At 67.8% G+C, this 13406-nt stretch carries 10 protein-coding genes; 8 read left to right on the top strand and 2 right to left on the bottom strand.

From position 1 onward, the window contains the following. Positions 1–208: 208 nt before the first annotated feature. On the bottom strand, positions 209–1243 hold the full coding sequence (locus tag G3N61_RS34680; RefSeq protein ID WP_043180186.1) for an AraC family transcriptional regulator: 1035 nt from the start codon (positions 1241–1243) through the stop codon (positions 209–211). Positions 1244–1380: 137 nt separating this feature from the next. On the opposite strand from G3N61_RS34680, the gene G3N61_RS34675 reads away from it, so the two are divergent. From G3N61_RS34675 to G3N61_RS34645, 7 genes are all read left to right on the top strand, one after another. Continuing rightward, positions 1381–2514, top strand: a complete 1134-nt coding sequence (locus tag G3N61_RS34675; protein ID WP_089452448.1) for an acyl-CoA dehydrogenase family protein — start codon at positions 1381–1383, stop codon at positions 2512–2514. Positions 2515–2719: 205 nt separating this feature from the next. After that, complete coding sequence (locus G3N61_RS34670) at positions 2720–4426, top strand: AMP-binding protein (RefSeq protein ID WP_205824614.1); 1707 nt, start codon at positions 2720–2722, stop codon at positions 4424–4426. Between the two features lie 110 nt (positions 4427–4536). Further along, complete coding sequence (locus tag G3N61_RS34665; RefSeq protein ID WP_205824613.1) at positions 4537–6051, top strand: CoA-acylating methylmalonate-semialdehyde dehydrogenase; 1515 nt, start codon at positions 4537–4539, stop codon at positions 6049–6051. An 18-nt stretch (positions 6052–6069) separates the two neighbouring features. Beyond that, positions 6070–6969 carry a 3-hydroxyisobutyrate dehydrogenase gene (gene mmsB, locus G3N61_RS34660; protein WP_011354325.1) on the top strand — a complete coding sequence of 300 codons (900 nt, stop codon included), beginning with the start codon at positions 6070–6072 and terminating at the stop codon, positions 6967–6969. Next, complete coding sequence (locus G3N61_RS34655; protein ID WP_043180179.1) at positions 6969–7760, top strand: enoyl-CoA hydratase; 792 nt, start codon at positions 6969–6971, stop codon at positions 7758–7760. Before mmsB ends, G3N61_RS34655 begins: the two co-directional genes overlap by 1 nt. Further along, positions 7757–8896 (top strand): enoyl-CoA hydratase/isomerase family protein, encoded by a 1140-nt coding sequence (locus tag G3N61_RS34650; RefSeq protein ID WP_043180177.1) that lies wholly within the window; start codon positions 7757–7759, stop codon positions 8894–8896. Before G3N61_RS34655 ends, G3N61_RS34650 begins: the two co-directional genes overlap by 4 nt. A gap of 707 nt (positions 8897–9603) precedes the next feature. Next, positions 9604–10647: an AbrB family transcriptional regulator gene (locus G3N61_RS34645; protein ID WP_089452122.1), complete on the top strand. Its 1044-nt coding sequence runs from the start codon at positions 9604–9606 to the stop codon at positions 10645–10647. A 72-nt stretch (positions 10648–10719) separates the two neighbouring features. On the opposite strand, the gene G3N61_RS34640 is transcribed toward G3N61_RS34645, so the two are convergent. After that, positions 10720–11625, bottom strand: coding sequence for a LysR family transcriptional regulator (locus G3N61_RS34640; RefSeq protein WP_205824612.1), 906 nt, complete (start codon positions 11623–11625; stop codon positions 10720–10722). A gap of 178 nt (positions 11626–11803) precedes the next feature. Here G3N61_RS34640 and G3N61_RS34635 point away from each other — a divergent pair, with 178 nt between their 5' ends. Continuing rightward, the gene (locus G3N61_RS34635; RefSeq protein ID WP_205824611.1) at positions 11804–13336 is read left to right on the top strand and encodes an MFS transporter; all 1533 of its coding nucleotides are present in this window, start codon (positions 11804–11806) and stop codon (positions 13334–13336) included. Positions 13337–13406 lie beyond the last annotated feature (70 nt).

Genomic DNA, 13406 nt, shown 5'->3' with positions numbered 1-13406 from the left:
GCGCGCGACCCGCGCGGACAGCGGGTGACGAGGGTGGCCGCCGGGCGTGGCAGGCGCCGGCGACGGCCCGTGACGGAGAAAGTGCATCGCGACGTCCGGGCGGCGCGCGGCCGCGTGCCGTCCGGCTGGCGGAAAGGGCCTGGGCCCGATGCTTAAAGATTAGGCGGTTTCGGCAGAAAGCGCGAAGCGACAGCCGTGCCGGCCGGCGTCAGCCCGCGCCGCCGCCCCGTGCGAGCACTTCGTCGCGATAGTCGGCCGGGCTGCGCCCGCTCCATTTGCGGAACGCGCGGTAGAACGCGCTCGGTTCCGCGAAACCGGTCGCGGCCGCGACGTCGGCGATCGTGCGCGCCGGGTCGGCGAGCGCCTCGAACGCGAGGTCGCGCCGCAGCGTGTCCTTGATCGACTGGTACGCGTGGCCTTCCTGATGCAGCTTGCGGCGCAGCGTGGCCTCGGCCACGTGCAGCCGCGCGGCCATTCCGCCCGCGCCGGGCCACGTGGCCGGCGGCATCCCGCGCAGCACCGCGCGCACGCGCTGCGCGAGCGCGTTCGGGTTGCGGTACTTGACGATGAAGCTGGCCGGCGCGTTGCGCAGGAACGTCTTCAGCGTCTTCGCGTTCTGCACGACCGGCAGCGTCGCGAATTCGGGATCGAAATCGACATACGAATCGGGTTCGTTGAATCGCATGTCGTCGCAGAACATCGACGGGTATTCGTGGTCGGCGGGCGGCGTGTCGCAGCGGAAGCTCGCGTGCAGCAGCGGGATGCGCCGCCCGATCAGCCAGCAGGTGAGCCCGTACACGATGATGAAATAGGTCGCGTACGTGAACATCGCGGGCGTCGCGCCGTTGTTGCGGTGCACGAAGCGCAGTCGCACGCGCTGCGGGTTCGCGTCGAGCTCCGCGTGCAGGTCGTCGAGCACGCAGTGCATGAAATTCACCGCGCGCGCCATCGCGTGCAGCCCGTCGCGGGCGGACAGCGCCGCCTGGCTCATCGCGATGAAGCTGCCGCTGCGCATCGGGTGGCGATCCTGCCCGAAAAACTCGTCGTCCATCGTGCGCGCGATCGCGTTCCACAGCGCGCCGTATTGCTGCGCGGATACCCGTGCGCGCGGCTGCCCGAGCAGCGCGGGGGCGATGCCGGCCTGCTCGAGCAGCGGCTCGGCCGCGACGCCGCGCCGGGTCGCGAGCGCGACGCTGTAAGCGACGAGGCTGATCGCGACGGTTCCCTTGTCTTCCTGCTTCATCCGTGCCGCCGGTGTGGCAAAAACGCTCAGTGTAAATGAGCGACGCGAGCATCGAACAGTCGCGCCTGCTTGCCTACACTTGTTGCATCGAAACGCAAGGACGGTCGCGCCCGGCGGCCGCGGGAGACAGCAGCACCATGGACGAGCTTTACACCGAAGACCAGCGGATGATCCGCGATGCCGCACGCGCGTTTTCCACCGAGATGCTGGCACCGAACGCGGCGCAATGGGACCACGATGCGCACCTGCCCGACGCGATCGTCGCGCAGCTCGGCGAACTCGGCCTGCTCGGGATGATCGTGCCGCAGGAGCTGGGCGGCTCGTATACCGACTACGTGGCCTACGCACTGGCGATGGAAGAGGTCGCCGCTGGCGACGCCGCGTGCGCGACGATGATGAGCGTGCACAACTCGGTCGGCTGCGGGCCGATCCTCGGCTTCGGCACGCCGGCGCAGAAGGATCGCTGGCTGGCCGACATGGCGGCCGGCCGCGTGATCGGCGCGTTCTGCCTGACCGAGCCGCATGCCGGCTCCGAGGCGAACAACCTGCGCACGCGTGCGGAACTGCGCGACGGCAAATGGGTGCTGAACGGCGCGAAGCAGTTCGTGACCAACGGCCAGCGCGCGGGTGTCGCGATCGTTTTTGCCATGACCGACCCGGACGCCGGCAAGCGCGGCATTTCCGCGTTCCTGGTGCCGACCGATACGCCGGGCTTCATTGTCGGCAAACCCGAGAAGAAGATGGGCATCCGTGCGTCGGATACCTGCCCGATCACGTTCGAGAATTGCGCGATTCCGGAAGAGAACCTGCTCGGCAATCGCGGCGAAGGGCTGAAGATCGCGCTGTCGAACCTCGAAGGCGGCCGCATCGGCATCGCCGCGCAGGCACTCGGCATCGCGCGCGCCGCGTTCGACAAGGCGCGCCGCTATGCGGGCGAGCGCGTGCAGTTCGGCAAGCCGATCGCCGAACACCAGGCGATCCAGCAGAAGCTCGCCGACATGGCCGTGCAGATCAACGCCGCGCGCCTGCTTGTGCATCACGCGGCGAAGCTGCGCACGGCCGGGCTGCCGTGCCTGTCGGAAGCGTCGCAGGCCAAGCTGTTCGCGTCGGAGATGGCCGAGCGCGTGTGTTCGGACGCGATCCAGATTCACGGCGGCTACGGTTATCTGGTCGATTACGAAGTCGAGCGTCACTATCGCGACGCGCGCATCACGCAGATTTACGAAGGCACCAGCGAAGTGCAGCGGATGGTGATCGCGCGGCAGCTTTGAGCCGCGACGGTTGCCCCGGCGACAACATTGCGCAGGGCACGAGGGCAGCGCGGCGAACGCGGCACGCAACGACGTGACCGTGCGCCGCAACAGAGGCAACCGGGCATGGGCTGCAGCGCGTGCCCGGTTCGACGCATGGAGACTTACCAGGGCATGGGGCCAGCGTAAGTGCTGAAGCACTAACGCTGGCCGACAGGAGACAATGATGACGGTACAGGCATTCCTGGACGCACGCGACTTTCTGCTGCGCCATCGCACCGACTACGAAACCGCTTACCGCGAGTTCGAGTGGCCGGTGCTCGATGCGTTCAACTGGGCGCTCGACTACTTCGACCCGATGGCACGCGGCAACGACCAGCCCGCGCTATGGATCGTCGACGCGGCGACCGGCACGGGCGATCCGTATTCGTTCGCGCAGATGTCCGAGCGTTCGTCGCGGATCGCGAACTGGCTGCGTTCGATCGGCGTCGTGCGCGGCGACCGGATCCTGCTGATGCTGCCGAACCGTGTCGAGCTGTGGGACGCGATGCTCGCCGCGATGAAGCTCGGCGCGATCGTGCTGCCTGCCACCACGCAACTGTCACCCGACGACGTGCGCGACCGCGTGCAGATCGGCGGAGCGAAATACGCGATCGTCGACGAGAACGAAACCGCCAAATTCGAACAGCCCGACCTCGGCCTCGCGCAGAAGATCGTCGCCGGTGCGCCGCGCGCGGGCTGGCTCGCGATGAACGACGGCTACGCAGCGAGCGCCGCGTTCGAACCGGACGCCGTCACGCACGCGAACGATCCGATGCTGCTGTACTTCACGTCGGGCACGACGTCGAAGCCGAAGCTCGTCGAGCATACGCACCGCACCTATCCAGTCGGCCATCTGTCGACGATGTACTGGGTCGGGCTGCAGCCGGGCGACATCCACTGGAACATCAGCTCGCCGGGCTGGGCGAAGCACGCATGGAGCTGCTTCTTCGCGCCGTGGAATGCGCAGGCGTGCGTGTTCGCATTCAACTACGCGCGCTTCGAGCCGAAGGTGGTGCTCGATGCGCTCGTCAAATACCAGGTGACGACGCTGTGCGCGCCGCCGACCGTGTGGCGCATGCTCGTGCAGCAGCCGCTCGCGTCGTTCGACGTGAAGCTGCGCGAGATCGTCGGCGCGGGCGAGCCGCTGAATCCCGAGATCATCGAGCGCGTGAAGAAGGCGTGGGGCATCGCGATCCGCGACGGCTACGGCCAGACCGAGACGACCTGCCTGATCGGCAACTCGCCGGGCCAGCCGGTCGTCGCGGGCTCGATGGGCCGGCCGCTGCCCGGCTACCGGATCGAGTTGCTCGACCCGGATGGTGTGCCCGTGACCGAAGGCGAAGTCGCACTGCCGATCGGCGCCGACGTCACGCGCCCGGTCGGGCTGATGACAGGCTATGCGAACAACCCCGACGCGACGGCCTATGCGATGCGCGACGGTCACTACCGCACGTCGGACATCGCGATGCGCGGCGACGACGGCTATTACGTGTACATCGGCCGCGCGGACGACGTGTTCAAGTCGTCCGACTACCGGCTGAGCCCGTTCGAACTCGAGAGCGTGCTGATCGAGCACCCGGCGATCGCCGAGGCGGCCGTCGTGCCGAGCCCCGACCCCGTGCGGCTGTCGGTGCCGAAGACTTTCATCATGCTGCGGCAGGGCTACGAGGAAAGCCCGGCGCTGGCACTGGAGATTTTCCGTTTCTCGCGCGAGAAGCTCGCGCCGTACAAGCGGATCCGCCGCCTGCAGTTCGCGGAGCTGCCGAAGACGATCTCGGGGAAGATCCGCCGCGTCGAGCTGCGCCGCCGCGAGATCGAGCGCGGCGACGATGCATCCGCGCGGATGCCCGGCGAATACTGGGAAGAAGATTTTGCCGCGGAACTGAAGTGACGTGACCGCGGGCCGCGCGCGCCGCATGTCGCGGCCGCCGCCCGCAGCCGAATTGAACCGGCCGCGCGGCGATATCGCGCTTCGCGGCCCTCTGCAAGGAGATTGGATCGATGAACGCGAATTCGAAAGACGTGCCGACGGTCAAGCTGCTGATCGACGGCGCCTTCGTCGAGTCCGCCACGAACGAGTGGCGCGACATCGTCAACCCGGCGACGCAGCAGGTGCTCGCGCGCGTGCCGTTCGCGACCGTCGCGGAAGTCGACGCGGCCGTGCAGGCCGCGCACACCGCGTACGCGACGTGGAAGAACACGCCGATCGCCGCGCGCATGCGCATCATGCTGAAGTTCCAGGATCTCGTGCGCACGAACCAGCAGCGCATCGCCAAGACGCTGACGGCCGAGCAGGGCAAGACGATTCCCGATGCCGAAGGCGACATCTTCCGCGGCCTCGAAGTGGTCGAGCACGCATGCTCGATCGGCTCGCTGCAGCTCGGCGAATTCGCCGAGAACGTCGCGGGTGGTGTGGATACCTACACGCTGCGCCAGCCGCTCGGCGTGTGCGCGGGCATTACGCCGTTCAACTTCCCCGCGATGATTCCGCTGTGGATGTTCCCGATGGCGATCGTGTGCGGCAACACGTTCGTGCTGAAGCCGTCGGAACAGGATCCGCTGTCCACGATGGAGCTCGTCGAGCTCGCGGTCGAGGCCGGCGTACCGAAAGGGGTACTGAACGTCGTGCACGGCGGCAAGGAAGTCGTCGACGCGATCTGCACGCATCCGCTCGTGAAGGCGATCTCGTTCGTCGGCTCGACGGCGGTCGGCACGCACGTGTACAACCTCGGCAGCGCGAACGGCAAGCGCGTGCAGTCGATGATGGGCGCAAAGAACCACGCGGTCGTGCTGCCCGACGCGAACCGCGAGCAGGCGATCAATGCGCTCGTCGGCGCGGGCTTCGGCGCGGCCGGCCAGCGCTGCATGGCGACGTCGGTCGCGGTGCTCGTCGGCAACGCGCGCGACTGGCTGCCGGACATCGTGGCGAAGGCGAAGGCGCTGAAGGTCAATGCGGGCGCGGAAGCCGGCACGGACGTCGGGCCGGTCGTGTCGAAGGCCGCGAAGGAACGCATCCTGTCGCTGATCGACGCGGGCGTGAAGGAAGGCGCGAAGCTCGAACTCGACGGCCGCGACGTGACGGTGACTGGCTACGAGCAGGGCAACTTCGTCGGCCCGACGATCTTCTCGGGCGTGAAGACGAACATGTCGGTCTACACGCATGAAATCTTCGGGCCCGTGCTGGTCGTGATGGAAGCCGACACGCTCGATGAAGCGATCGCGCTCGTCAACGCGAACCCGTTCGGCAACGGCGTGGGCCTGTTCACGCAGAGCGGGGCGGCCGCCCGCAAGTTCCAGAGCGAAATCGACATCGGCCAGGTCGGCATCAACATCCCGATCCCGGTGCCCGTGCCGTTCTTCAGCTTCACGGGTTCGCGCGGCTCGAAGCTCGGCGATCTCGGCCCGTACGGCAAACAGGTCGTGCAGTTCTACACGCAGACCAAGACGGTCACCGCGCGCTGGTTCGACGACGACACGACGGCCGGCCCGGTGAATACGACGATCCGGCTGCATTGAGCGGCGGAGGACACGAACATGAAAATCGGTTTTATCGGCCTCGGCCATATGGGTGCGCCGATGGCGCTGAACCTGCTGAAAGCAGGCCATGAAGTACATGCGTTCGACCTGAGCGCCGATGCGTTGCGCGCCCTGCAGGACGCCGGTGCGCAGGTGGCTGCATCGCCGCGCGATGCGGCATCGGGCGCGACGTTCGTCATCACGATGCTGCCGGCCGCACCGCATGTGCGCTCGGTGCTGTCGGGCGAGAACGGCGTGCTCGCCGGCCTCGGCGCGGGCGCGACCGTGATCGATTCGAGCACGATCGACCCGGCGAGCGCGCAGGCGTTCGGCGCGCTCGTGCGCGAGCACGGCGGCGCGTTCGTCGATGCGCCGGTGTCGGGCGGCACCGGCGGCGCGGCGGCCGGCACGCTGACCTTCATGGTCGGCGGCAGCGATGCGGATTTCGAGCGCGTGAAGCCCGTGCTCGCGGGCATGGGCAAGAACATCGTCCATTGCGGCGCGACGGGCATGGGGCAGGTTGCGAAGGTCTGCAACAACCTCGTGCTCGGCATCTCGATGGCGGCCGTGTCGGAGGCGATGTCGCTGGGCGTCGCGCTCGGCATCGACCCGAAGGTGCTGGCCGGCATCGTCAACACGTCGACGGGCCGCTGCTGGAGCTCGGATACGTACAACCCGTATCCGGGCGTGATCGATACCGCACCGTCGTCGCGCGGCTACTCGGGCGGCTTCGGCACCGACCTGATGCTGAAGGATCTCGGCCTCGCGAACGACGCCGCGAAGCAGGCCCGCCAGCCCGTCTATCTCGGCGCGCTCGCACAGCAGCTGTACCAGACGATGAGCAGCCGTGGCGACGGCCAGCTCGATTTCTCGGCGGTGATCCGCCTGTATCAACCGGCAACGAAGAAGGACGCGTGATGATCGAACTGGACTACGTCGACGACGGCGCGATCGCGTGCGCGACGCTCAAGCGTCCGCCCGCGAACGCCTTTACCGCCGACGGGCTGCAGCAACTGCAGGCAACCGTCGCCGAACTGAATGCGAATCCGCGCGTGCGCGCGCTGGTGATCACCGGCGACGGCCCGAAGTTCTTCAGCGCGGGCGCCGACCTGAACACGTTCGCCGAAGGCGACCGCGCGGTTGCACGCGCGATGGCATCGCGCTTCGGCGCGGCGTTCGAGGCGCTGCACGACGCGCGCGTCGTGACGATTGCGGCGATCAACGGCTACGCGATGGGTGGCGGTCTCGAATGCGCACTCGCGTGCGACCTGCGGATTGCCGAGACGCATGCGCAGATGGCGCTGCCCGAGCCGTCGGTCGGCCTGCTGCCGTGCGGGCTCGGCACGCAGACGCTGCCCTGGCTCGTCGGCGAAGGCTGGGCGAAGAAGATCATCCTGACCGGCGCGCGTGTCGACGCGGCCACCGCGCTGCGAATCGGCCTCGTCGAGGACGTCGTGGAGTCGGGCGCATCGCGCGATGCGGCGCTGGCGCTCGCACGCAACGTCGCGCGGCAGAGCCCGCACGCGGTCGCGTACAGCAAGGAGCTGATCGGCCTCGCGCGCCGCGGCGTGCCGCGCAGCGCGGCGCTCGCGGTCGAACGCGAACGCTTCGTCGACCTGTTCGAGACGAACGATCCGCGCGAAGGCGTGGCCGCGTTCCTCGGCAAGCGCGCGCCGCAGTGGCACACCGATGGAGAGTCGCAACGATGAGCACGCCGGTCATGAATCACGACGCGTTCGCGGAGCAGGCCCCCGAGGTGCTGTTCCGCGTGGTGAACCGCGTGGCGCTGATCACGCTGAACCGGCCGGCGGCGCTCAACGCGCTGTCGTACGCCATGATCGGCGAGCTGGCCGCGCTGCTCGAGCGCTGCCGTGACGACGACCAGATCGTCGCGGTCGTGCTGCGGGGCGCCGGCGAGAAGGGCTTCTGCGCGGGCGGTGACGTGCGCGCGCTGTACAAGATGGTCGCGCAGCGCGAAACCTGGCTGCCGTTCTTCGTCGACGAATACCGGCTCGACTACGCGATCCACACGTTCCCGAAGCCGGTGGTCGCGCTGATGGACGGCGTGACGATGGGCGGTGGCATGGGTCTTGCGCAAGGCGCGGCGCTGCGCGTCGCGACCGAGCGCAGCAAGATCGCGATGCCGGAGACGCGCATCGGCCTCGTGCCCGACGTCGGCGCGACGCATTTCCTGTCGCGCATGCCGGTCGAACTCGAACTGTACGTCGGACTGACCGGCGCGATGCTGTCGGGCGCCGACGCGCTGACCGCGAAGCTCGCGGATCTGTGCGTGCCGTCCGCGTGGCTCGACACGTTCGAGACGCGCATCGAAAGCGTCAAGTGGGAGGGCGATGCGTTGCCGCTGCTGCGCAAGGTATTCGAGCCGCCGTGCAACGTCGTGCCGCATGCGGCGCTCGACAGCCAGATGCCGTGGATCGTGCGTCACTTCGACAAGCGCTCGACCGTCGAGCGGATCGTCGCGACGCTGATGCAGGATCTCGCACGCGAGGAACTGTCGCGCGAGCACCGTCAATGGCTGCAGGCGACGCTCGATGCGCTCACCGGCCATTCGCCGACGATGCTGTACGTGACGCGCGAGGCGCTGCTGCGCGGCCGCCAGATGACGCTGGCCGAATCGTTCCGGATGGAGCTCGGCATCGTTGCGCGCGCGATCGAGGAAGGCGACTTCTGCGAAGGCGTGCGCGCGCATCTCGTCGACAAGGATCGCAAACCGCGCTGGGCACCCGCGTCGCTCGTCGAGCTGCGCGCCGAACGCGTGCGGCATTTCCTCACGTCGCCGTGGAAGCTGTTCGCGCATCCGCTGGCGGCGCTGGGCGCGGATTGAACGGCCGGCACGCGGCCGGCAACCTGCAAGGCGGCGCATGCTTCGGCATGCGCCGTTTTTCTTTTTCGAGGTCGGCACGTATCCAGCGCCGCATATGCGATGACGCGCATTACCATCAGCCGCTTGAAATCACAACCGCCGGGAATAGACGAAAATCTCAATAATCATTTACGCATTCGAGCGCGGCGGGCGAGGGGTTCGACTTGTCGCGGAATCTGAAAAGCCATTAATATCATCAAACAGAATTTGATTGGCAGTTTGATGATTTAAAGTCGCCTTATCGAAGGCGTGCATGAAAATGCCGCTATTCGATAAGGATCCGAGGCTAGCATGAGACAAAGGGGCTATTCCGTCCGTGGTGCACGGGCTGAGGCGCTGAGCCACGCCGGACGCGCAGGCTCCGCGAGATGAATCACGAGTTCGGCTATCGGTCGGGGCATCTATTGGCGTCCGGTTTCGTGGCTGCTGCTCGATTGGCGGCATTCGTGCATCAACGGTTTTTCCTGATGGATTCGTCGCGCACTCGGTTTTTCAACGCGAATTGACACGCCTGTCATCGCGCCTTGACTGGATTCGTGAATAACGGGTGATCGAATCCGGAATAATCGGGTGATCTGTTTTCGAGTCTGAAATTTCATTTCAACTACTTCAAATTACATTTCCATGTGGATTTGCCGAAGCCTGACCGGCGGCCGGGGCGCTGCCCGATGAAGACGCTCGCGTATCTCGCCTGCCTGACCGCGGTCGGGCTGGTACTGCGGTATGCGGGCGTCCCGCATGGCCTGCTGCTCGGCGCGATTCTCGCCGCGTCGATCGCGACCAGCCGGTTCGGTTTCGCGCCCAGGCTGCGCTTCGGCCTCGAGTTCGTGCAGATCGTGCTCGGCACGGCGACCGGCTTGATGTTCCGGTCGTGGGACACGCAGATGGTCGTCTCGATCGTGCCGAGCCTGGGTGTGCTGCTCGTGTGCCTGACCGTGCAGATTGCGGTCGGCAGTCTTTGGCTGTCCCGCGTATCGCGCTGGAACCTGGCCGATTCACTGCTGGCCGTCTATCCCGGCGCACTCGCCGCGGTATTCGACCTACTGGAATCCGAGCGCGCGTCGGCCAAGGTGATCGTCGTGCATCTCGTGCGGCTCCTGTCGATCACGGTCCTGGTCAGTTGTTTCATTCCGGCGCAGGTGGGCGCGCCGCAGCCAGTGGCTGTCGCTGCGCTGCCGGTCGGGACGTTGCTGGCGCTGACCGGGTTGGTGGCGCTGTGCGTGCTGGTCGGGCGGGCGTTGCTCGGGCTCGGTATTCCGGCACCGTTCATGATCACGGCCATCGTGCTGGCCGGCGTGTTCGTGCGAGCGGGATGGCTGCATGACTTCGAGGTGCCGGCGTGGTGCGTCGATGCGGCGTCGATCATCCTGGGCGCGCTGATCGGCGCGCAGTTCAGGCAGATCACGCTGGCGGACGGGCTGCGATACGGCCGCACCGGGCTCGCATGCATCGCACTGATGCTGATGGTGGCCGGTGCGTTCGCGTGGGGGATGGCGCGGCTGTCCGGCTACGGGGTGCTGCCGCTGTGGCTCTCGTATGCGCCCGGCGCCATCGAGACGATCACGATCGTCGCCTACGGCGGCGGGTTGAACGTCGTGTTCGTGCTGTCTCATCATCTGACACGGCTGGTCGTGCTGCACTTCGCGCCGGCGGCACTCGCCCGCGCGCGCCGCCGGCGCATGCTGGCGATCGACGGCGGCAACGCGAAATAGCGCGGGCAGGGCGGAGTGTCGCGCGTGCCCGTGCGGGCGCGGCGCGATCCCCGGCGCCGTGCGCCGTCCCGCCTACCGCTCGATCATCGGCGGAATCGCCTGCGCGAACGCGTCGATCACGCAACGCGTCTTGCGCGGCAGGTAGCGCGTCTTCGGCCAGAGCGCGTGGATGTCGCCTTCGCAGACGAAGCAGCGGTCGAGCACGACCGTCATCTCGCCGCGCTTCACGTAGTGATCGAGCAGCCAGCTCGGCAGCCACGCGATCCCGAACCCCGATGCGCCGGCTGCCGCGATCGCCTGCACGTCGTCGAAACTGAGCTGGTGCGGCATGTCGATCCGTACCGTCGAGCCGTCCGGCGCGCGCAGGTCCCACGGTTGAACCACACCCGAGCGGGAATACGCGATCGTCCGGTGGTGCTTCAGATCGTCGAGCGTCTTCGGCATCCCGTAGCGGGCGAGATACGACGGCGCCGCGCCGAGGCTGCCGTATTGCGTGCCAAGCCGCCGCACCGCGAGGCTCGTGCTGTCCGCGAGCGTGCCGATCCGCACCGCGAGGTCGATGCCTTCCTCGACGAGATCCACGAAGCGGTCGGTGATCGACACGTCGATCCGCAGATGCGGATAGGTGCGCGCGAGGTCGAGCACGACGGGCGTCACGCAGTGGTGCCCGAACGCGAGCGGCACGCTCAGGCGCAGCTTGCCGCGGGGCTCGTTGCGGCCGCAGTCGAGGTCGGCTTCCGCTGCCTCCAGTTCCGCGAGCGCGCGCACGCAGCGGTCGTAGTACGCCTGGCCGTCGTCGGTCAGGCTCTGGCTGCGTGTCGTGCGCTGCAGCAGCCGCGCGCCGAGCCGCTTCTCGAGCCGCGCGACCGCCTTGCCGACGGCCGAACGCGTCATGTCGAGCCGCTCCGCGGCGAGCGCGAAGCTGCCCGATTCCACTACCTGGACGAAGGTCGTCACGCCGTCGAGTCTGTCGGTCATGGAAGGGTGCGTTGATTGAGTCCTGCAGTTCCCCAGTCTGGAGAAGCAGCTGCGTCAATGGGGATGGAAATTCTCACTATAGTACCGATTCCCGTCCAGCGTGCGTCGCCGGCCGCACGCGGCGAATCCTTCTCACCTGGAGGCGCGCGGCCCGTCGCCGGGCCACGGCGCAATACGCATGACGTTATCCGACTCCCGCAGGAATGCGGTCGCGCTCGCGGCCGTCTGTCTCACGTCGCTGATGTTCGGCCTCGAAATCTCGAGCGTGCCGGTGATCCTGCCGACGCTCGAACACGTGCTGCATGGCGATTTCAACGGCATGCAGTGGATCATGAACGCGTACACGATCGCGTGCACGACCGTGCTGATGGCGGCCGGCACGCTCGCCGACCGGTTCGGTCGCAAGCGCGTGTACGTGATCGGCACCGTGCTGTTCGGTGCGACGTCGCTGCTGTGCGGGCTCGCGCCGAACGTGCCGGTGCTCGTCGCGGGCCGGCTGCTGCAGGGCGCGAGCGGCGGCGCGATGCTGATCTGCCAGATTGCCGTGCTGTCGCACCAGTTCCGCGAGGGCCGCGAGCGCAGCCGCGCGTTCGGGATCTGGGGGATCGTGTTCGGCATCGGGCTCGGTTTCGGGCCGATCGTCGGCGGCGCGATCGTCGCGCTGGCAAGCTGGCCGTGGGTGTTTCTGGTCCATGCGCCACTCGCGGCCATCGCGCTCGTGATGATCGGCGGCGCGGTGCAGGAGTCCAGCGATCCGCACGCGGGCTCGCTCGACGTGGCGGGCATCGTCACGCTGTCGCTCGCGGTGCTCGGCCTCGCGTTCTACATCACGCAAAGCGCGGAGCTCGGGCTCACCAGCGCCGCCGGCCTCGGCGTGCTCGGCGCGACCGTGGTGGCGCTGGCCGGCTTCTTCATCGCGGAACGCGCCAGCGCGCGGCCGATGTTCGATTTCTCGGTGTTCCGGATTCGCCCGTTCACCGGCGCGATCTTCGGCTCGATGGGGATGAACTTCAGCTTCTGGCCGTTCATGATCTACCTGCCGATCTGGTTCCAGGTCGCGCTCGGCTACGACAGCGTGACGGCCGGCCTCGCGTTGCTCGCGTACACGTTGCCGACGCTGGTCGCGCCGCCGTTCGGCGAACGGCTCGCGCTGCGCTACGGGCCGGGCGTCGTGATCCCGGGCGGCCTGTTCACGATCGCGGCGGGTTTCGCGTTGATGCGGATCGGCAGCGCGGCCGACCATGCGAGCTGGATCACGATGCTGCCTGGCTGCGTGATCGCCGGCATCGGGCTCGGGCTCACGAACACGCCGGTGACCAACACGACGACGGGCGCGGTGCCGAGCTCGCGGGCGGGGATGGCGTCGGGCATCGACATGAGCGCGCGGATGATCTCGCTCGCGCTGAACATCGCGGCGATGGGCTTCGTGCTGGTCGCGGGGATCGTCGCGAGCCTGAAGGCCGGTGTCGCGGGCACGATCGGCGACGCGGCGCTGCGCCGGCTCGCGCAGGAGATTGCATCCGGCCGGACCGACGGGCTGCACGAGATCGCACCGGCGCTCGTGCAGGCCGACCCGACCGGCGCGGCATTGCATGCGGCGCTCGTGCACGGGTTCGGCTGGGTGATGGTGTACGGCGCGGCAGGGGTGGCCGTACTCGCGACGGCGGACGGCGCGTACCGCGTCACCCTGGACGACGGGAGGCGGCCATGATGAAGCATGGATGTCGGGCCCTCGCCGTCTGTGCCGGCTTGACGGCGGCCGGCGCAAGCGCCTCGTTGCC

This window comes from Burkholderia sp. Ac-20349, from assembly GCF_017104865.1.
Lineage (GTDB): Bacteria > Pseudomonadota > Gammaproteobacteria > Burkholderiales > Burkholderiaceae > Burkholderia > Burkholderia aenigmatica.
Note: the sequence above shows the minus strand (reverse complement) of the source record. Positions and strands in the feature narration are given on the sequence as shown.